Below are 18,565 nucleotides of genomic sequence, written 5' to 3'. Positions count from 1 at the left end.
GGACGTTCCTCGTCTTCACGCTACAAATTGTGTCGCGTGAATCCTCAGAGCGTTCAAGGGGCCGACTCAACGACGTCTACGCCGCGCTGGCCGACGGGCTCCAGATCGAGCTTTCGGATCGAGCCACCCACCTATGGTCGGCAGCAATGCGCCGACGTCGGCCATTAGGTTGACTATTCGCTTTTCTCGACGGCTTTTCGATGCCGACAAGGTCGGTTGCTGTGCGCATTCCAAATGATCCGGTAACAATTGGCGGAACATCGGTATCGCTGCGTGTGATCAGGAGAGTTGACGACATGGGTCTGGGCTTGCTGGGCCGCGGCGGGCGCCGGAGGGCTCGCAGGAATCGATCGTCGGATGTGCTCCGACCGCAATGTCGAGCAGGTCGAACTCAAGGGCGCCTGTCTGGGTATGGCACAGCGTCTGGTTGAGGTCGCCCGAGATGTAGACCTTGACCGTATTCGATGCCGAGACGAATGAGGGTCTCGAGCTGGCTGGCTGTCTCAACCGCCTCGGCCACCAATTTCGCGTGCAGCTCCGACGCCAGCGCGTTCAGGGCGATCACCAACGCACGCTTAACGGGATCGTCGTCGATGCCGGCGATCAACTCCCCGTCGATCTTGATGATGTCCGGACGTAGCCGCAGCAGTTGGGTGAAGCTGGCGTATCCGGCGCCGGCATCGTCGACTGCCACCCCTATGCCGCGATCACGCAGAGGTTTGAGACCCGGGCCAAGGTCATCGGGAAACGGTTCGTGCTCGGTGATTTCCAGGACCAACGCCCGATCCTGGGCCGCCAGCACGTCTTGAATCTCCGGCTCCAGTGTGGCGCTCGGGCTGAGATTGACGGTGACCGGGCAATCCCCGGGAATGCGTTGAGCAGCACTCAGGACGGTGTGCAAAGCGGCGCGTTCTAAATCCAGACCGCGGCCCAGGCGCCGGGCAGCGCTGAACCATTGCGTTGGGGTCAACTCCGACGATGCGGGAAAACGTATCAACCCTTCGTAGGCAATCGTCGTGCCGCTCGCCAGATGGACGATTGGTTGGAAGACCGCGCTCAGCGCGCTCGGCTGAGCCAGGACTGCGTCCAGGCGGTGCCGCAGCCCCTCGGTCTCCACTGCTTCGGGCAACATCACCGAGGCGATGAATCGCGCCGTGAGGGCGCGTTGCCCGCGATCCTCGCTGTCGGTCATCACGTGGGTCAGCAGCGTGGAGAGTTGTGATTGGGCGCCGATCACCGCGGAAACGAACTCACTGATGTCGAGCATCGCGTCGACATCGGCGTCAGTGAACGCACCGGGCGTCGTCGCGGCCAGCAGCAGCGAACCGATGGCTTCGTCGTTGTACATGAGGGGAATCGCGGCCCAAGACCGTGTCCCCCATTGCTTGTTCATCGCACGAACGCGTGGTGACAGTCGTCGGTCTACGAGGGCATCGGCTATCAGCTTGGGGTGTTTCTCACGCGCCGCGAGACCCTGAAAACTGCTCTGTTTGGGCACTACGAAACCCGGTGTAGACGCGAGCACGCCGTGTCCGGAAACGGTCACGTAAGCGTTATCGGAGGCGCGAAGTAGAGTGACGGCCGCTCCATCGGCATTCTGCATGAACGCGCAAGCCTGCTCCGCAACGCGCCCCATCAGAGACGCCGGATCCATCGACGCGGCCAGTGTCTGAACCAGGCTCTCCACATTCACCCCCGTTTCCCGGCGACGTGTGAGGGTTGCGAAAATACGATACCGACCGTGCACCCAATCCCGGGCGCTATTTTGGATTTGGACCTAATGTCTGCAAGGAATCGGCATTTCACCGCAAAAGCAGGCAGCGACGGACCTGGAGCAAGCCAGCAGCGGACAACGCCGACGATGGTGAGTGCCGCCACCGTACCTAAGTGACATACCTTGGGTGTGCGAAGCACTCGGTGTCGAGTAGGGCGGGCGACGCTGCCCGGTGGAAGGATCTGCGCGTGAGAACAGGGCTGACGGCGGGCGTCGCGCTTGGGACTACCGGCGTGGTCGGCTGGGCCGCCGCGCGGGAAATCACCACTCGCATCGGGCGAAACCCCGACCCCTTCCCGCGCGAACAGCTGGTCGTCGAACCCACCGGGGAGCGCGTCACGATCCCTCGCCCTGACGGTACCGAGCTGCATGCATTGGTGGCCGGCGAAGGCCCGCCGGTGCTCCTGGTCCACGGCTACAGCGCCAACGTTCTGGAGTGGAACCTGGTGTGGGATGAACTGCAAGCCCGCGGGTTTCGGGTCATCGCGTTCGACCAGCGCGGCCACGGGCGCTCGACCCTAGGCTCCGACGGAGTCGGATCAGAGCCCATGGCAGCCGACTTAGCCGCTGTCGCAGAGCATTTCGATCTTCGCGACGCTGTCCTGGTTGGCCACTCGATGGGCGGGTTCGTCACCATCCGCGCGATGCTCGATCACGTCGGCTTGGCGGCACGGCTGCGCGGTCTCATCTTGTTCGCCACCTGGGCGGGCCGCATCCTGGACGAGGCGCCGCAGAACCGGTTGCAGATCCCCTTGCTGCAACTCGGCATCATGCAGCGGTTGATGCGCAACGAGACCGTCGCGACGCTGTTCGGCGCCGCGCAGTGCGGAGCGCGTCCGTCGCCGGCCATGATCTCGGTGTTCGTCGAATTCTTCAACAAGCACATGCAGGAGCACGGGCCGCTACTGCCGATCGTGCGGGCGTTCTCGCGTGAGGACCGGTATCCACGACTGGGCGAAATCACGACACCGACCGTGGTGATGGTCGGCACCGCCGATCGCACGACACCGCTCAGCCATTCGCGCCGGCTCGTTGAGGGCATTCCCGGTGCGCGGCTCGTCTCGGTGCCCGACGCCGGGCATCTGTTGAATTGGGAGGCGGCTGACGAGCTCGTCGAGGCTGTCCAATCGTTTGCTCCGCAACGCGTTTAATTTCGCCCGCGGCGATGCAACGCCGACGCAGCTGGGCATCCACGGTTTAGATTTTCCGATTCTGCGGATAGTGCGATCCCGCGCGAGAATCGCCACGCCGAGCGGCAATTGAGGGTTGCATCAGCGCGATCGCGCAGGCCGGTGGGATGGGTTTGCCGCTAACGCTGACGGTCTGTGCCCAGCGTTGACGTGTAGTAGGTGACGCCGTTCATCGTCTGTCGGTCATCGTCGGTCTGCGTGATCGTCCCCAACCCGTGGCGAGCGAGCAGCTCGGCCATCGGAGTTGGGACCGACGTCCAGCCGTGTGCCTCTAGGTACGCCCCGACGTCGTGGCGCTCACCCTCAAACCCGATTATGTCGAAGTCGAGTTCGAAGCCGTGGTCGCGCCACTTGGCCGTCGCCTCGCGCATGCGTTCGCGCGCTGCGTTGGGGTCCATGTCGGCGGTATTCGGCACCGCCTCACTCCCGAGTCGGCTGCCTGGCGCGCTCAGCGCAGTGACCGTATCGAGCAGCCCATCCTGGGCCTCCGGTGTGAGATAGCCGAATAGGCCTTCGGCGATCCACACCGTGGGCTTCCTGGTGTCCAAACCCGCTGTCGCCAGCGCCGTCGACCAGTCGTCGCGCAGGTCGACGGCGACCGTGCGCAAGTCAACTTTTGGTTTGGCACCGAGCTTGGCCAGTGTAGTGGTTTTGAACTCGATGACGGCCGGTTGATCGATCTCGAACACCGTCATCCCTGCAGGCAGTCCAGTCGGTAGGCGATCCAGCTCTGACTTCAACGATGGTGCGCATCTGCTGGGCAGCTTGTCTCATGACGACGCATTGACGTCCGCTCCCCGGCGACGTCGCGCGGGAGCAGTATGCAGAAATCGAATACAACGGATTACTAGTGTTGTGCTGCAGCATTTTTCAAGCTATCCGCCCATGCCGATAACTTGTGGTCTCAGATCGAGTTCTCTCATGCGGGCTTACGGCCACGCGCCGTATCCGCTGCTAGCCCATTGTCAAGATCCCGCCCGCGGCGATGCCGATCATCGCCACGAGAGCTACCAAAATCACCGTGATCGCCGCGCGCATGATTTCTTCTTCGGTGGCGCGCCAGCGCGGCTTCAATTCGGCGAGAACAGTTTCCCCGCGACAGCCAAAAGCGTTAACTCTGGCGATCGCCAAAGTGACATCGTCATGCGCGTGGAGCGCATCTTTCTCGACTGGCTCGTGCGCTGCGATTGCGGTCGTCATATCAGCCCCCTAGGCTCGCGGATGCCGATCGGCGTTGTTTGAGGTCGAAAGCTTTGGATCTCGCGTAATGCAATGATAAGAGGGAGAAAATCACGATTTCGGTAACGATCCTTAACGGTCACAGCACAGAGTCATGCTCCGCGCCAACCGTGCTCGGCTGACAGCGCCCCTACCGCTACGCCACCTCGCCGTGGGGTCGGAGTGGGCGCTTGAATTGTGCAGAAATAACTCGCATCACAGCATTACTGGGCGATGCCATGCTCGCGGCCCAGAAGAGCCAGTGATTCATCCGGCGAACCAATTCAGGTCCGCACCGAGGAGAGGTGACCACAACGGTGCTAGCTCCGCGATTCGGAAAACAGAGCCAACTCTGCGTGTATGGTGCGGCCGAACTTGGACCGCATGAGCCGGTGTGCCGAAGGCACCAGCACGCCATGCAGAAAAGGATATTTCTGCCGCAGCAGACGTGCCGCCTTCTGGTATTCAGCGCCCTCTAGCAGACGTGCGCGGCCAGATAGCGTGGATCCGATCGGCTTGCCCGATGCCCTTGCCCGGCAGAATTCGACACTCGGATTGTGGCGAATTCTGCGCACCTTGACAGCCCGTTCGAAACTTCGAAAATAGGCGTGGTCGCCGTCTACCACGATGCTGACCGGGCTGGAGCCCACTGTGCCGTCTTTGCGAAAGGTCGTGAGGCTGATGGTCTTTTGGCGCACGAATGGCGCCAGCATCGGATTACTCGTTGTGCCAACAGATCCCAGAACGTAGCCGAGCTGACGCAACCGCAGCACGAGCGCAAGAACCAAGGCAACGGAAATCACAGCGAGCACCCACGCTTGGCCGATGGAGCCGCCCACGTCCAGGTCCACAATGTGGTTCACCGTGTGCACGGTGTTCGCCACCAGGAATCCGGCCAGCGCCGTGGCCAGCGTGTCGGCCCAAATCAGGGCGAGCAGCAGGGTGAGCCCCAGGCCCACCTGAAACGCGCCCACGTCATGCAAGAAGTGCCGGTGCGCATCAAATTCGACAGCATCGGCGAACGAATTCGGATCGACCAGGCACCAGATCCCGATCCCCACGGTGGCGACCCCTACGGCCGCCGTCACCGCAATCAGGAAGATCCGCGCCGGTGTACTCAATCGATTCATGATGCCGCCCTTCCGACAGTGCTTTCTTGCCTCTGCTTGCTAGACGGAATAGGACATCGGTATGTGACATGACGTACGAGGGTGCTGCGCTCAGCGGCTCACGCGGAACCGTTTGAGCCGCGACGTCGCTCCGGATATCAATTCGACCCGGCTTTTGGGCAATTGAAGGTGGGCTGCCAGTAGCCGGGTGACGGCATCGTTGGCCTTGCCGTCAACCGCCGGCTCCCGAACGTAGATGGTCAGCTCACCATCCCGGCCAACCTCGACTAGGGGGCCCTTGCGACTGCCGGGTTTGACCCTGACGACGACGGAGTCGGTCATGCCGCGTAACGCTACCGGTCGGCGGGCATGATTCCCCCGTCGAATCTCGCTTGCACTTCCGCACCTTGAAGCGGTACCAGCGCCACGCTATTGACGGGTGGTGCACCAGTGCTGGCAGCACGGCTAGAGGGTGGAAGTAGGTGATGCGCTCGATCCCTTTGCCGTCACGCAGCCGGAGCCGGTTGACGTTGGGCCATTCGAGTACGTCGCCTCCGAGGCTGGCGGGGAGCCGAAATTCGATGAAGACGATGTCGTCGTCGCCGCTTCACCCCGACTGCGGACGCGCGCGCTGCAGCTAGGGCTGCTGACCGATTTACTGGACGTCATCGCTGCCATTCGCGGATTCCGGGCCCGCACGCTGTCGTCTGCCGGTGCCATCGTCGCCGGGGGTGGCGCGGCACTGTTCGCCGGCCTGGGAGTCGCCGCGCTGAGCGGCCGAGAAGAGTCGGCGTTGCGTTCGGCGTAGCACTGACGGTGCTGCCCACCGCGCAGCCTTGCCTCACGTGTATTGCCAATTTTGTTGCCTAGCAAGTCATTTTCGGTGCTGGCGCGGACGCCGCCGATTGCAGCTTGTTAAAATCGGGGTTCGCTTGCTGATGAAACGAAGCGAAGGGCTCGCAGGAAAAAGCACGTGGCTTGCGGTTGACTGTGACTCGAGCGCGGGGGCGCCCGCGAGAGGCGACGGCCCTTCGCGCGGCAAAGCGGCAGTTCGCCATGCATGGCTATGACAAGACGACCCTGCGGGTGGTCGCCGACGATGCGCGAGTAGATCCGTCGATGGTCCTCTATCTCTTCGGCTCGAAGGCGGCACTGTTTCGGGAGTCGATGAAGTTGGTGCTGCCGTCTGACCTGCTCACTACAGAGCTCGCGCAAAAGGACGACGACTTGGGCTGCCGCGTGGTGCGGGCCTACCTTCGGCTCTGGGAGCAACCCGATACGGCAGCGAGCATGGCGTCGATGGTGCAATCCGCGACGACGAACAGCGATGCCAACGATGCATTTCGCGGGTTCCTGTACGACTACCTGTTCACTGCGGTTTCCAGCACTTTGGGCGGTGGTGAAGAAGCGCGACTGCGTGCGATGCTGGCCGCGACCAACCTCGTCGGCACCGCGATGCTGCGGTACATCATGCGTGTGCCGCCACTGTCGACGCTCGGGGTGGACGAGGTGGTCCGGTCGGTGGGGCCCGCAGTGCACCGGTTCTTGACCGTTCCGGCCGAGGACCTGGGGCTGGACCTGCCGTCGTAGTAAGCCGGCCAAGCGCCGACGCGGCGGCGAATGTCTCGACTACACCGCGGTCGCCTCGACGATGCTCAGCGGCGATACCGTGTCGACGACGCGGTTCAACCGGAAGCCGGCTCGGCTGAACAGCCGACCATATTCGTCCGCGGTGCGTTCGCGCGCGCCGGCGACGACCAGCATTTCGATGTCCACCCACTTGCCGTGGAAGTCGCGGTCGTTGTCAGGAATGACAAACTCGCAGAGCAACAGTCGTGCGCCGGCGCGGGTCGCGGTGCGGACGTTTTTCAGGATTCGGACCGCGTCTTCCTCGGGCCAGTCGTGGATGACGTTTTTGAGCACATACGCGTCGCCGCCCTCCGGCACCGAATCGAAAAACGAACCCTCCTCGATTCGGACGCGGTCGTCGACACCGTACTTGCGAAATAATTCGTGAGCGTCCGCCACGACCTGCGGAAGATCGAACAGCACACCGCGCGAATTCGGGGCCGTCTCCAGGATCGCCGCCAACAGCCGACCGTGTCCCCCACCGACATCGACGATCGTGCCGAAAGCGCTGAAGTCGTAAGCCGCGGTCACGGGCACGGTCGCGAACTCGGACACGTTGGTCATGGCCGAGTTGAAAATCTCCCCTAGCTCCACTTCGTCAGCTAGGTACTCGAAGGCCGGTTTCCCGCGAACCTCGGGGACCACCGCGTTCCCGCTCCGGATCGCGTCGGTCAGGTGGCTCCAGTGCTCGCGGTGTTGGGGCGACCCAACCCACCGCGCCATCCCGGCCATCGACACGGGCGCATCGGTGCGCAGAGTGTCCGCGAGCGGGGTGAGTGCATAACGCCCGTCGCTGCGCTGGCGGAAAATCCCGATGCCGATCAACGCGCGCATGAGCCGACTCAGAGCGTCGGCGTCCGCGCCGACTTGGTTCGCCAGGTGCTCACCGGACAGCGGGCCATCCGCCAGGGCGTCCGCCACGCCGAGATCCGTAGCAGACGTAATCGCTTGAGCAACCCACGCATTCAGGATCAACTCCATCATCACCGCTGCAGGCGGAGCGAAGCGTTGGCGCAACCGCGACAGGCGATGACGGACCTGTTCAACGGCTAGCGCGACCTTGACCGGTGGAACCTTGGACGTCAAGTGACTTCCTTTCTCATTCGATTCGCCACGATTGACGGGCTCTGCGGCTGAATTCTCTGTAAGGACTATGCCTGCAAGTCAGCCCTATTTCAATGGCTATTGAAATAGGGCTCGGATCCCTCTACAGTTTGGGCAGGGGCCGGATGAATGGAGTCGTCATGTCACGTCTAGCCACAAAGGTCGCCGTTGCCGCGATCCTCGTGTTTACTGCTGTAACTGCTACCGGATGCCTCCCCACGGCCAGCGTGGAACCGCCCCTCGGCGTCGCAGCCGGATAAGGGTGCGTCGCGCCGAAAGGCCTAGCGGCACTTCGTGAAGCACGCCCTCCAACGAGCGCCCCACGCCGTTGGATCCGTGCGCCACCGCGGGCCGGGTCAGCGGGCAGATGAACTACGGCCATGTCTGGCGTCGTGCACGAGTACGGGGTTACAGTGGAGCTCTCGGTCGCACCAATAGCGCGCGAATCAATTTCGGTACGGGCGGTGATGAACACAATGACCGGCACACTGCACAACGAACATCTTCAGCACGACCACATGCACGGAGCGGGATGCGGTCACGTCGCGATCCCGCATGGTGACCACGTCGACTACGTCCACGACGGTCACGTTCATCGGCAGCACGAGAACCACTACGACGAATGCGAGCCGGCTGGCCACACGGTGCACGAGCACCACGATCATCGGCACGGCGACGGATGTGGCCACGTCGCGATCCCCCACGGGGACCACGTCGACTATGTGCATGACGGCTGTCGGCACGCCGCGCACGACGGACATTACGACGAGCACTGACGCCCAATTTCAAAGGGGGCTCAGCGCTCGCTGTCTTGCACAGCTCCGGCATCCGCTGCCGCCCACGCGTTAGGAGACGAGCAGGAGCGCTGTCGTGATGAGCATGACGGCGGCGGTGACGCCGTGGACGCCCCAGGCGATCGACTTGGAGCCGCCGTTGCGCAACACGATGGCCGCGTCGGCGAGCGGAATGATGGTGGCCGCCAACATCACCCAGCCGACCAGATGGGTCGCGCCCGCGACCATCAAAATGATGACGACTAGCCCCGAGGCGATGTCGCGCACGCCCTTGACGCTCAAATACGCGCCCGCACCCGGCCGGTCCGGATCGGGCAGCACCCCGTAGCCGGCGGCGGCGATACGCGGCGCGACGAGGAAGCGTGCGCCGATCAAGATGATGCCCGCGGCGAGCAGTCCGGCGAGCGAGTAGCCGATGATGGTGATGGTCATGTCGAGCACTCCTGGGTTTCGTCAGTGAATTGATGAGAACGAGGTCGGGTCAAGCAGTGTCGTCTGGACGTCGACGATGTCGCCGATGTCGAAGCCGGCCATGTCGGCGGCGAATTCCGCGCTGGCCATGATGTGGCCCGTGAGTTGTTCGAGGTCTGCGCCCGGTGGGTAGCGGATCAGCGCGACGAGTCGGTTTGAACCGCCGCTTTGCTCGGTCCACACACCGGGGGTGGTCACCCCGAATGTCTCGAAGGTCGCGAGATGGCGGGCCCAGTGCACCGTTGCATACTGCTCCAAAGCTGCTGGCGATCGCAGAGTGTAAATCCTGAGCTGAAACATCGAACTCTGTTCCCCTTCAATCGAACTCGGCCGGTTATGGGCTCGTCAGATCGCCAGCGCCACGCACAGGGCGGCTACCGCCAGACCTTCCAGCACCGCGCGGGCATCGATGACGGAGTCCCACTTTGCTTGCAGCACACGTCCGCTCGGGAGTGGTTGTCCGGCGTCGGCGGCCGCTGTCAGTTGGCGATTGATGGGCACACTGACCTTTGTGTAGAGCCCAACCCAGACCAACAGCAACACCAGTGCGGCGGCCGCCGCTATCGCCTGCGGCCAGTGCGCGGCGACGGTGGCCAGCACCGCGCTCGCCGCGGCGGCGACGATCCCGAGCACCCCAGGCATGGGCATTCGCCGGTCTCCGTATCGATGCACCCTCCCCATGACCGCGACCAACGCGTCGTTGTCGATGGCCGCCAGCGCCGGCCGCAACACGATCGCGCAGAACACATCGGTGCCGTAGACCACCGCGGTGCCCAGCACCGCGAGCAGTGCGACCGCACGCGTGAGGAAATCCAGGGCCATTTCGTTACTCCTCTTGCTCGCAGCTGCTAGCAACGCTAACCGCTCGCGTCGAGCGCAGTCAATAGCGGCGCTAGTATTTCTAGTCGTGCTACCATCTGGGCATGGCTATCGAGGATCGTCGGGAGCGTGAGCGAGCCGCCCGGCGGCGGCTGATCGTCACCACGGCCCGCAGGCTCGCCGAGGCCGAAGGCTGGGACGCCGTCACCACTCGTCGACTGTCGACCGAAATCGAATACAGCCAACCTGTGTTGTACAAGCACTTCACCGGCATGGAACACATCGCTGACGCCGTCGCCGTCGATGGCTTCGGCGAACTCGCAGACGCCATTCGGGCCGCCCGCTCGGGCGAGGGTGGGGCCGCCGACGTCCTCACCCGGATCGCCCAGGCCTATCTGGACTTCGCCCGCGATAACCCGGCCGTATACGACGCGATGTTCACCCGCGCGACCACCTTGCGCTTCGCCGCCCAAGACACACCGCCTCAGCTGGCGGCAGGGTTCGCCGAGCTGCGCCACGCGGTCTGCCTGGTCGCAGATGAGCGGGATGCCGACGCCCTCACCGAGGTGTTGTGGGCCGCACTGCACGGACTGGTCAGCCTTACCCGCACCGGACGGCTACGACCCGGCTACGAATCGGAACGTCTTCAGCTGCTCGTCAGGCAGTTCACCGGCGGGCGAGGATCGACGCCGTAGCCCAAATCGGGCATCTCATCCAGCGCGCTTTTGTTTGCTGATAGTGCGCTCGCACCACTAGACGCAGCGCTGCTATGTGTGCCGGGAACTCCCTCAAACATGTTGCGGGGTAAGCAATTCCGGGTCTTTGAGAATCTCGGCTCCTGCTATCGGAAACTCTTTGCAAGCCGCGTGCGGGTGATTGTTGAGGCACCGACGCGGAAACCCAATTTGGTTACGGCACCGTGAGTCCAGCGACTCGTTCCTACTGGCCGGCCGGCGGTACCACGGGCGGCCGGCATACATTGGCTCCGGGGTCCCACCACCAGCCGTTGTCGCACGCCAGCGGTTGCGGCCCGACGCCAAGAGGCCGGCACACATTAGCCGTCGGGTCCCACCACTGACCCGGATCGCACGCCAAAGGTTGCGGGCCGACGCCGAGTGGTCGGCATACCTTGCCCGTCGGGTCCCACCACTCATTGTCAGCGCAGTCCGCCGAACTCACCGCCGGCGTCGCGATGGTCACCGCTGCCATTGACGCGAACGCCATCATGGCGACGACGACAAGGTGGCGAACAAACGTCCTCATTGTGGGCCTCCCCTCGTGCCTAACCTTCATCGAAGCGAGGCGGGGCGAAGGGGTCAAGAGCCGTGCGCGTCGACGACGCTTCCGCGACTACGGCGGTCCTGCGATGAATTCCGGGCACTTCACCGGTCAGACCCTGGGAGAAGAGCCAATCGAAGGGAAAGGTGGATCCCATGTCTTCTGAACGTGCCGCCCTGCCGCCGGTCGTCGATGAGCAAACCTGGCGGGCCGCACTCGACGAATTGCGCAAACGCGAGAAGGCCGCCACCCGCGAACTGGATGCGATCGCCGCTGAGCGCCGACGTCTGCCGATGGTCGAGTTGCCGGACTACACGCTGGTGGGCGCTGACGGGCCCATCCGCCTGGTCGATGTGTTCGGCGGCCGCTCGCAGCTCATCGTGTACCACCACATGTGGTCCGACGGCGCGGAGTGGCAGTGCAGCGGGTGTACAGGCTTTACGTCGCAATTCACCCGGCTGGAATTCCTCGACAACTACGACGCCCGATTCGTCATCGTCACCAACGGACCGATCGAGGAAGCCCTCGCCTACAAGCGGAAGGTCGGCAACCGCATGGAGTGGTACTCGTCCTCGCAGAGCCCCTTCGCCGCCGACATGGATGCGCCGCCCGGCGGGGGCTTCGGGGTCAACGTGTTCCTGCGCGATGGTGACACCGTGTACCGCACGTGGCATACGAACGGGCGAGGGACCGAGCAACTCAGCCACACGTTCGGGCTGATCGACATCCTGCCGTGGGGGCGGCAGGAGGAGTGGCTGGATTCACCCGAAGGGTGGCCTTCGCGCCCCACTTATTCGGGGTGGCCTGGCTCCCCCGATATCGCCGCCGCCTACGGAGCCAGGGAAAACGGATGACTCGCGGCGCCGAACTACTGCGCCGCGAGCGTCGAGTTCGCGGGGACCCGCGGGATGTCGGAAGCGGGTAACGGCGGGCAGAAAAAGTTCCCCTGCACGGCGTCGCAACCGTATTCCTTGAGCCGGCGGGCCGTTGCGTAGTCTTCGACGCCTTCGGCAACGGTGGTGATGTCGAACCCCGATGACAACTCGAGCACCGAGCGCACGATCGTGGCGGCGCGGCCGTCGTGCAGGATCGGTGCGATGAATTCACGGCCGAGTTTGACCTCATCGGCCGGCAGCTCGCGCAGGTAGGTCAAAGTGGCGTAGCCGCTGCCGAAGTCGTCGATCGCCACCCGGATGCCGTGCTCACGAAGACGATTGAGCACTGTGCGTGCCTTCGCCAAGTCGGCGACCACCAATTCCTCGGTGATCTCGATCGTGAGACAACTGGGAGACATCGCGTAGGTATCGATCACGGACATGATGCGATCGGGCAGCGAATCCTGGTTGACCGAGGGCGCCCCCAGATTGATGGCGACAGGGATCGCGGTGCCCGCCCTGTGCCAGGCGGCAGCATCGGCGACGGCTCGTGACAGCACCAGATCGGTGAGCGCGTCCATCAGCCCGTGTTCGCGTGCGAGCGGTAAGAACTTGTCCGGCTCCAGCACGCCAAATTGCGGGTGCTGCCACCGGACGAGCGCCTCTACCCCGCTGACGCAACCGGTCCACATGCTGAACTTTGGCTGGTATAGCAGCGTGAGGGAGCCGCTCTCGATGGCGCGTCGCAGTTCTCCGAGCAGTTGCAGTCGGGCGATGGCACTCTCGTGTTCATGCGCCTCGCCGATGTGGGTGTCCATCCCCGGGGTGTAGGTCCGCACATGGGCGGCGCCCGCCAGCTGGGCATAGGAGCGAGCCGCGTCCGCCTGTTCGAGGAGGTTGCTCGACGTCGGAGCGACGGCGACCCCAGATCCGGCCGAGGCCACGCCGATGCTTACACGAACGTCCAGGCGGTGATCGTCGATGGCGACGGGCTCTTCGAATGATCGGGCCAGCCCGTTGGCGACCAGCGTTGCCACGTCGGGACGGTCTTCGACCAGGACGGCGAATTCGTTGCCGCCGACCCGCGCAACGGTGTGGCTGTCGTTGATGTTGGCCTGGATCCGCTCGGCGACGCCGCGCAATAGTTGGTTTCCCGCGTTCTCGCCAAGCGTGTCATGGACCAACTTGAAATCGTCCACGCTCACCGCAAGGACGCTGACGGGCACGCCGTGGTGAACGTGTAAGCGCAGCGCGTGGGCGAGGCGATCGTCGAAGAGTCGGTGATTCGCCAAGCCAGTTGTCGGGTCCCGCAGCGCGGCGTCAGACATCGCGACAAGCAGGCGTTGCTTTCGGTCCAAGAGCAGGATGTGGCGGATCACGGTGGTGAGGAACAGCACCACGCAAACCGAGAAGATGAATGCCTCGCCTCGGTATGTGGGCCAAAAGTGCACAGCGCCAACGACAATGGCCAGCAGGACTGGCAGGTACGGCAGCCACAGAGCGGCCCTCGACGAGGGTTGCGAAAAGCCCAGATCGGGTTCCGCTGTGGGCCGGGAAGCAATACCGGAGAGCGCGAGGAGATACATGCCGCCGGCCCAGCCAAGGATGACGAGGTCATTGGGCATCTGGTGGGCATTGTCCTGGTAGAGGTACACGATCCCGGCCGCACCGATGACTCCCCAACCCAGCATTATCAGCGCGGGCGACAGCTTGCGGCCCGCCTCGGCCTTCCGAAGGACGATGAAGGCCATGGTGGCCAGACCCACATACACGGCCGCGGCGGCGGCTGACAAGATCTGCGCGACGCTGAGCTCCTCTGATGGGTGGGTCACGCGACCTAGCGGCAGAACGACGAGGACGACCAGTATCGACGCCGTGATGAGGATGCCGTCGAGGAAGAGGCTGAGTCCGAATCGGGAGTCGTCCCGGCTGGGAATCGCAACCGAGGCGATCAACGCGCACAGCGGCAGAATCAAGTAGCCCATGCTGGCCGCCGAAAGATCCGCGGCCGGAAGGGTGCCACCCGCAGCTTCGTAACACCACACGGCTTCGCCGGCCGTCCAACCCACTAGCGCGATCGACTGGACCGTCCACGCAAACCGTTGGCGGCCTCGAGAGCGGCGGGCGGCACGGACCGAGAATGTGGTGGCGAATACGCCCCCGATGAAAGTCCCTGTCGACGCGACTACCGCGTGCTGGGAGGCACTACCGGCGCCGAACAACATGCCGGCAAACACGACGAGCGCGATGGTTGCCAACACGACCACCACGCCTTGGCTTCGTGTGAATGGCAATGTTTCCCTCGATCGGTCGCGTGCGGTTTGCAAGCAGGATATGGCCATGTCACACCGCACGAGCAGTTCTGCGTGATGCTGGCGTGTTTCGGGGGTGGGCGCCCTGACGGGAAACCGGACCAGGTGATCAGGGCGCGCTGCGTTGACGGGCTGTCACGTGCAAAGCGTGGGGGCGTCGCACACGTTGCCGGGGCAATAGACCGAGTGCGCGGCGTCGACCATGGTTCCGACGTCTAACAGCGTGACGCCCCTCGCGTTCAGGTGGGCGTGGACGTCGTCGGCGATCTGTTGTGGCGTCCAACCCCAGGTGAGGTCGTAGCAGATGAGGTGGGCCTCGCCGATGAGAGCCTCTTCCGTCTGGGGTGGCCACGACAGGCCGACGGCGCGCAATTGGGCGAGGTATGCCTCATCTTGCGGTGTGGTGGCGGTCGCGACGGCAGCGCTCCCGACCAGGGCGGCGCCCGCCGCCACCGCGACGGCCAGTGGGGCAAGCAAGCGAGGTGAGGACATTCGATTCGCTCCGTTCCGCCAGGCCGCCGGCACTTTTCGGGTCCACAGCAGCGCGCATCTGAAGAATAAACGAAACGCCGAGAAGGCCGCTTGCTTCGCAGTGAAGTCGCCTCGCGGCCCTCGCGCTCGCCTGCGACCCGGCTAAGGGCAGCGCCAATGCGCGCAATCCCTGGCCTGTAGCGTGACGCCCGTGAAGTCCTCCCTGGTGTATTCAGCCGTCGCGACCTGCGTCGCGGCGAGTGTCCTGGCGATCGCCGCGTCGAACGACGCCGCCGCCGCCGGCTCATGCCCCACCGCGGCACCGCCGGCCGGTGGCACCCCCGACTGGACCCTGGCCGGGACCAGCGGCAGCGTCGCGGTTACCGGTTCCACGGATACGGCCGCTCCGCGGGTGGACGTGACGACACCGTTCAGCGTCACGCAGACCCAGGTCCATACGCTGCACGCCGGAGACGGACCCGTCGTGCCGGGCACCGCCACGGTGTCCGTCTGCTACATGGGGGTCAACGGGCGTGACGGGTCCGTCTTCGACAGCAGCTACCAGCGGGGCGCCCCCATCGACTTCCCGCTCAGCGGGGTCGTGCCGGGCTTCCAGAAGGCCATCGCGGGGCAGAAGGTCGGCTCCACGGTGGCCGTCGCGATGACGTCGGCGGATGGCTACCCGAACGGTCAGCCCAGCGCGGGAATCCGGCCGGGCGACTCGCTCGTTTTCGCGATCAAGATCCTCAGCGCCTCAAGCTAGCTCGACTGGCCGGTTCGGGTGCGCCGACCTGCAGCACTGGCGGGCCGGGGCCAGCCGGGAAGTCGACTCCCCGCCGCGATGGCTACACGGGCCCGGGAAGCTCGCCGAGCTCCAAGAGTTCGGCGTGGACAGACGCGATCGCGGCCTGGTACTGGTCGTCGGCCAGCGTCTTGTTGTAATAGCGGTTCATGCGCAGCTGGTATTGCAGATTGCGCAACTGCCGGATGCGGTCCAGCCTCGTGGTGTCGTCCGCTGAGAACTTCAATTGCGTCGCCGTGATGTGCCCGGCCATGACGTGTTCTATCGGGGACAGCCGGTAGCCGCAACCGGCGAGGTATTCGAAGTACGGCTTGAGGTATGGGCGTCCGCCCGCTTGCCAGCTGCCGCGGGCGGTGCGCCATTCAAACGCCGCGAGCACCAACGCCAGGGTCACCATCGCCGGGCGCGCATCGAAATCGGTTGTGGATTCCAGGTTTTCGTATCGCGCTTCATCGGTCCCCAGCAGCTGCGCGGCGACATCCATGCTGGCCGGGCAGTGCAGATCGGCCAAGTAGTGGAAGTTCCGCGCGATGAAAACCTCGGTCCCGGGCGGCGGCGGGCTCCCCGAAACGATGTTGGTGCGAATCCAGTCACGCCGCGCGCTGGCGATCGCTGCGGCGCGGCGATCCAGCTCGTGCACCAGAACCCAGTCCGTGTCGGCTTGTGCGGCGGCTTCCGATTGCAGCTTGGTCGGCTGGGCCCCGGTGTAGGTGGCGCCGCCCGTCACCTCGCTCAACGTGAGCGGACGTCCCATGTCCCAGGTCAGATACTTGGCGTAGACATCGAGGTCGGGGAGGTTAGACCAGCGGGCCAGATCAGCCAATGTTGTCTTACCGGCCGTCAACCTGCAGATGTGATCCTCCTGCCCGAGGTCGTCGCGCGTGTAGATCAGCCCCAGGTCGCGCCGACGCAGCTGATCGTCGGTGTTGACGTCGACAAACCACCCGACCGGTCCGGCAACCCCCGGCAGGTAGTGGGAGATTTCGACGAGCAAATCGTCGACGGTGGCCGAGCCGGGGAAGATCCAGAAGACCCGATGGGACTCGACGTCGTCGCCCATCGCAACGCTGTTGCGATCCAGCGTGACTTTTACCGTGTCGGTCATGCTGCGGATTATGTCCTGAGGTCAGACACCCACGCCATTCACTAGAAGGTGAGTCCCGAGAACATGATTCGGCCGGGATCGTATTTCTGGCGCACGGCGGTCAGCCGGGACAGGTTCGAGCTGAAGTACCGCGACGCGGGCTGGTTCGCCTCGACGTAGTTCACATAACCGCCGACCGAATACGGTTGCACGGCTTGATGCGCGGTGCTGAGCCAATTGGTCGCGGCCGCCGCGTCACCGGTTTCGACATACCACTGCACCAGCGCGTACTGCCGCCGCCACGGGAAGGCGGTGGCTCCCGGCGCCACGTCGGCGAGGGCGCCGTCCAGCGCGTGCATGATCGCCAACATCCGCCCGGCTCCGCGGGGAAATGCCTCGACGGCCTTGGCGATCCCCTGGGCGGTGGCGGCGTTGACGGCGGGCAGCACATCGGATCCGCCGACATATCCAAGTGGTGCCGGGTTGAGGTTCCCGACGGCCAGATACCTCACCAGGTCCAGATAATTGAAGGTGTGGTTCTCGGTCCCCGAGGGTTGCACCCCAACGGCTTTGGTGATGGCCGCCCCGACGCTGCCCCCGGACCCGACCGGGCAGGTCGCCATGATCCGGCAATGCGTTCCCATCGCGTCGACCGTGGCGTCCGCCAGTGCCCAGCTGTTCCGGTCGGCGGTGCGCAGCCAGTTCTGCCACCCCACCAGAACCTGCGCAAACGATTCGGGCGGAAAGTTCAGATTCACCACGTCGAGATCGGTGGTCGGAAACGTCGCAAACGTCAGCGAAGTGGTCACGCCGAAGTTGCCGCCACCGCCACCGCGCAACGCCCAGAACAGGTCGGGATTGCTGGCGTTGGACGCGGTCACCGCCTGGCCGCCGGGCAGCACCACCGAGGCCGACACCAATTGATCACAGAGCAGGCCCGCATGGCGGGAATTGGCGCCCAGTCCCCCGCCCAGGGCATGCCCGGAGGCGCCGACCGACGGGCAGGTGCCGGTCGGGATGCCCCGGCCCGCGCCGGCCAACGCCTCGTGCATGGCATACAAACTCGTCGCGGGCGGCACGGTGATCTGCCCGGTGGCGGCGTCGTAGTTGATTCCCCCCGGCAGCTGGCGCAGGTCGAGCACCATGACGCCGTTCGCCGTGGACGCGCCGATGTAGGAATGACCGCCGCTGCGCGGAGCCACCTTGAGGTTGTGCGCCGCGGCGAACGCCATGGCCTTCTGCACGTCCGCCGCCGAGGACGGGGTGACGATCGCCGCGGGCGTCAAGCCGTTGTAGTTGGTGTTGAAGACCTGCTTGGCCGAGCCGAACCCACCGTTGTCCGGCAACAGCACCTGTCCACCGATGGCGGTGGACAGACCCTCCCAGCCGGTGGGATTCGGGGCGGCCGCGGCCCGGCCCGGGCCCAAGACCGCACCGGCGGCCAGCGCTCCGGCGGTACCCCGCAGGAAGGCCTGACGGGAGAATTCACGCGCCACCGGCGGCCTCCCGCGTCTGCCTCATGTTTCGCATCCTTGACGCCGCGACAACGAAATTCGCGGTGCCCCATGCCCTGTGACCGGATCGAAACCCATCCGAACCGCACCGGTGATCCACTCGTGGCCCCACGTACGCAAC

Annotated in this window: 20 protein-coding genes and 1 pseudogene; 7 read left to right on the top strand and 14 right to left on the bottom strand. The window is 64.6% G+C overall.

Annotated features, from left to right (window positions below):
- Positions 1-391 precede the first annotated feature (391 nt).
- Positions 392-1,693: an EAL domain-containing protein gene (locus A5692_RS14815; RefSeq protein ID WP_082962726.1), complete on the bottom strand. Its 1,302-nt coding sequence runs from the start codon at positions 1,691-1,693 to the stop codon at positions 392-394.
- A gap of 269 nt (positions 1,694-1,962) precedes the next feature.
- Between A5692_RS14815 and A5692_RS14810 the strand changes: the two genes are divergently transcribed.
- Entirely contained in the window at positions 1,963-2,925 is a 963-nt protein-coding gene (locus tag A5692_RS14810; RefSeq protein WP_068057179.1) for an alpha/beta fold hydrolase, read from the top strand.
- Between the two features lie 158 nt (positions 2,926-3,083).
- On the opposite strand, the pseudogene A5692_RS14805 reads toward A5692_RS14810, so the two are convergent.
- From A5692_RS14805 to A5692_RS14790, 4 genes and pseudogenes are all read right to left on the bottom strand, one after another.
- A pseudogene (locus tag A5692_RS14805) lies at positions 3,084-3,685 on the bottom strand (SAM-dependent methyltransferase); the annotation flags it as partial.
- A gap of 233 nt (positions 3,686-3,918) precedes the next feature.
- Positions 3,919-4,164, bottom strand: coding sequence for a hypothetical protein (locus A5692_RS14800; RefSeq protein WP_068057176.1), 246 nt, complete (start codon positions 4,162-4,164; stop codon positions 3,919-3,921).
- Positions 4,165-4,502: 338 nt separating this feature from the next.
- Positions 4,503-5,315: a PPOX class F420-dependent oxidoreductase gene (locus A5692_RS14795; RefSeq protein WP_068057174.1), complete on the bottom strand. Its 813-nt coding sequence runs from the start codon at positions 5,313-5,315 to the stop codon at positions 4,503-4,505.
- An 87-nt stretch (positions 5,316-5,402) separates the two neighbouring features.
- Positions 5,403-5,633, bottom strand: a complete 231-nt coding sequence (locus A5692_RS14790) for a DUF167 domain-containing protein (protein ID WP_068057172.1) — start codon at positions 5,631-5,633, stop codon at positions 5,403-5,405.
- Between the two features lie 130 nt (positions 5,634-5,763).
- Here A5692_RS14790 and A5692_RS29505 point away from each other — a divergent pair, with 130 nt between their 5' ends.
- Both A5692_RS29505 and A5692_RS14780 read left to right on the top strand, forming a co-directional pair.
- Positions 5,764-6,099, top strand: a complete 336-nt coding sequence (locus tag A5692_RS29505) for a hypothetical protein (protein WP_197514467.1) — start codon at positions 5,764-5,766, stop codon at positions 6,097-6,099.
- Positions 6,100-6,269: 170 nt separating this feature from the next.
- Positions 6,270-6,881: a TetR family transcriptional regulator gene (locus A5692_RS14780; protein ID WP_068057170.1), complete on the top strand. Its 612-nt coding sequence runs from the start codon at positions 6,270-6,272 to the stop codon at positions 6,879-6,881.
- Between the two features lie 39 nt (positions 6,882-6,920).
- Here the strand turns inward: A5692_RS14780 and A5692_RS14775 are convergent, their stop codons facing one another.
- The gene (locus tag A5692_RS14775) at positions 6,921-8,006 is read right to left on the bottom strand and encodes a methyltransferase (RefSeq protein WP_068057168.1); all 1,086 of its coding nucleotides are present in this window, start codon (positions 8,004-8,006) and stop codon (positions 6,921-6,923) included.
- 494 nt (positions 8,007-8,500) lie between these two features.
- Here A5692_RS14775 and A5692_RS28315 point away from each other — a divergent pair, with 494 nt between their 5' ends.
- The gene (locus A5692_RS28315; protein WP_082962724.1) at positions 8,501-8,800 is read left to right on the top strand and encodes a hypothetical protein; all 300 of its coding nucleotides are present in this window, start codon (positions 8,501-8,503) and stop codon (positions 8,798-8,800) included.
- Positions 8,801-8,869: 69 nt separating this feature from the next.
- Here the strand turns inward: A5692_RS28315 and A5692_RS14765 are convergent, their stop codons facing one another.
- Genes A5692_RS14765 through A5692_RS14755 form a run of 3 tightly spaced genes read right to left on the bottom strand, consistent with a single transcriptional unit; the run spans position 8,870 to position 10,111 of the window.
- Positions 8,870-9,250, bottom strand: a complete 381-nt coding sequence (locus A5692_RS14765; RefSeq protein WP_068057204.1) for a DUF4267 domain-containing protein — start codon at positions 9,248-9,250, stop codon at positions 8,870-8,872.
- Positions 9,251-9,271: 21 nt separating this feature from the next.
- Positions 9,272-9,589, bottom strand: a complete 318-nt coding sequence (locus A5692_RS14760; protein ID WP_068057165.1) for an NIPSNAP family protein — start codon at positions 9,587-9,589, stop codon at positions 9,272-9,274.
- A gap of 45 nt (positions 9,590-9,634) precedes the next feature.
- Positions 9,635-10,111, bottom strand: coding sequence for a DUF1772 domain-containing protein (locus A5692_RS14755; protein ID WP_068057163.1), 477 nt, complete (start codon positions 10,109-10,111; stop codon positions 9,635-9,637).
- Positions 10,112-10,212: 101 nt separating this feature from the next.
- On the opposite strand from A5692_RS14755, the gene A5692_RS14750 reads away from it, so the two are divergent.
- On the top strand, positions 10,213-10,803 hold the full coding sequence (locus A5692_RS14750) for a TetR/AcrR family transcriptional regulator (protein WP_068057161.1): 591 nt from the start codon (positions 10,213-10,215) through the stop codon (positions 10,801-10,803).
- Positions 10,804-11,047: 244 nt separating this feature from the next.
- On the opposite strand, the gene A5692_RS28310 is transcribed toward A5692_RS14750, so the two are convergent.
- The gene (locus A5692_RS28310; protein WP_082962722.1) at positions 11,048-11,371 is read right to left on the bottom strand and encodes a hypothetical protein; all 324 of its coding nucleotides are present in this window, start codon (positions 11,369-11,371) and stop codon (positions 11,048-11,050) included.
- A gap of 170 nt (positions 11,372-11,541) precedes the next feature.
- Here A5692_RS28310 and A5692_RS14745 point away from each other — a divergent pair, with 170 nt between their 5' ends.
- Positions 11,542-12,240, top strand: coding sequence for a DUF899 family protein (locus tag A5692_RS14745; RefSeq protein ID WP_068057159.1), 699 nt, complete (start codon positions 11,542-11,544; stop codon positions 12,238-12,240).
- Between the two features lie 14 nt (positions 12,241-12,254).
- On the opposite strand, the gene A5692_RS14740 is transcribed toward A5692_RS14745, so the two are convergent.
- Both A5692_RS14740 and A5692_RS14735 read right to left on the bottom strand, forming a co-directional pair.
- Positions 12,255-14,522 carry a bifunctional diguanylate cyclase/phosphodiesterase gene (locus tag A5692_RS14740; RefSeq protein ID WP_197514466.1) on the bottom strand — a complete coding sequence of 756 codons (2,268 nt, stop codon included), beginning with the start codon at positions 14,520-14,522 and terminating at the stop codon, positions 12,255-12,257.
- 186 nt (positions 14,523-14,708) lie between these two features.
- On the bottom strand, positions 14,709-15,065 hold the full coding sequence (locus tag A5692_RS14735; RefSeq protein ID WP_068057154.1) for a DUF732 domain-containing protein: 357 nt from the start codon (positions 15,063-15,065) through the stop codon (positions 14,709-14,711).
- A 181-nt stretch (positions 15,066-15,246) separates the two neighbouring features.
- Here A5692_RS14735 and A5692_RS14730 point away from each other — a divergent pair, with 181 nt between their 5' ends.
- Positions 15,247-15,807 carry an FKBP-type peptidyl-prolyl cis-trans isomerase gene (locus A5692_RS14730; RefSeq protein WP_068057152.1) on the top strand — a complete coding sequence of 187 codons (561 nt, stop codon included), beginning with the start codon at positions 15,247-15,249 and terminating at the stop codon, positions 15,805-15,807.
- Between the two features lie 82 nt (positions 15,808-15,889).
- Here A5692_RS14730 and A5692_RS14725 read toward each other — a convergent pair whose 3' ends face one another.
- Together A5692_RS14725 and A5692_RS14720 are read right to left on the bottom strand one after the other, a co-directional pair.
- Positions 15,890-16,951, bottom strand: coding sequence for a hypothetical protein (locus A5692_RS14725; protein ID WP_068057150.1), 1,062 nt, complete (start codon positions 16,949-16,951; stop codon positions 15,890-15,892).
- Between the two features lie 41 nt (positions 16,952-16,992).
- Positions 16,993-18,426, bottom strand: coding sequence for an FAD-binding oxidoreductase (locus A5692_RS14720; RefSeq protein ID WP_068057148.1), 1,434 nt, complete (start codon positions 18,424-18,426; stop codon positions 16,993-16,995).
- Between the last annotated feature and the right edge of the window lie 139 nt (positions 18,427-18,565).

The organism is Mycobacterium sp. E342, assembly GCF_001667665.1.
Taxonomy (GTDB): domain Bacteria; phylum Actinomycetota; class Actinomycetes; order Mycobacteriales; family Mycobacteriaceae; genus Mycobacterium.
Note: the sequence above shows the minus strand (reverse complement) of the source record. Positions and strands in the feature narration are given on the sequence as shown.

Excerpts from the sequence above, each read along its gene's own strand:
- A5692_RS14800 (WP_068057176.1), bottom strand. The coding sequence starts at position 4,164 with ATGACGACCGCAATCGCAGCGCACGAGCCAGTCGAGAAAGATGCGCTC.
- A5692_RS14790 (WP_068057172.1), bottom strand. The coding sequence starts at position 5,633 with ATGACCGACTCCGTCGTCGTCAGGGTCAAACCCGGCAGTCGCAAGGGC.
- A5692_RS28315 (WP_082962724.1), top strand. The coding sequence starts at position 8,501 with ATGACCGGCACACTGCACAACGAACATCTTCAGCACGACCACATGCAC.
- A5692_RS14765 (WP_068057204.1), bottom strand. The coding sequence starts at position 9,250 with ATGACCATCACCATCATCGGCTACTCGCTCGCCGGACTGCTCGCCGCG.
- A5692_RS14760 (WP_068057165.1), bottom strand. The coding sequence starts at position 9,589 with ATGTTTCAGCTCAGGATTTACACTCTGCGATCGCCAGCAGCTTTGGAG.
- A5692_RS14755 (WP_068057163.1), bottom strand. The coding sequence starts at position 10,111 with ATGGCCCTGGATTTCCTCACGCGTGCGGTCGCACTGCTCGCGGTGCTG.
- A5692_RS14750 (WP_068057161.1), top strand. The coding sequence starts at position 10,213 with ATGGCTATCGAGGATCGTCGGGAGCGTGAGCGAGCCGCCCGGCGGCGG.
- A5692_RS28310 (WP_082962722.1), bottom strand. The coding sequence starts at position 11,371 with ATGAGGACGTTTGTTCGCCACCTTGTCGTCGTCGCCATGATGGCGTTC.
- A5692_RS14745 (WP_068057159.1), top strand. The coding sequence starts at position 11,542 with ATGTCTTCTGAACGTGCCGCCCTGCCGCCGGTCGTCGATGAGCAAACC.
- A5692_RS14735 (WP_068057154.1), bottom strand. The coding sequence starts at position 15,065 with ATGTCCTCACCTCGCTTGCTTGCCCCACTGGCCGTCGCGGTGGCGGCG.
- A5692_RS14725 (WP_068057150.1), bottom strand. The coding sequence starts at position 16,951 with ATGACCGACACGGTAAAAGTCACGCTGGATCGCAACAGCGTTGCGATG.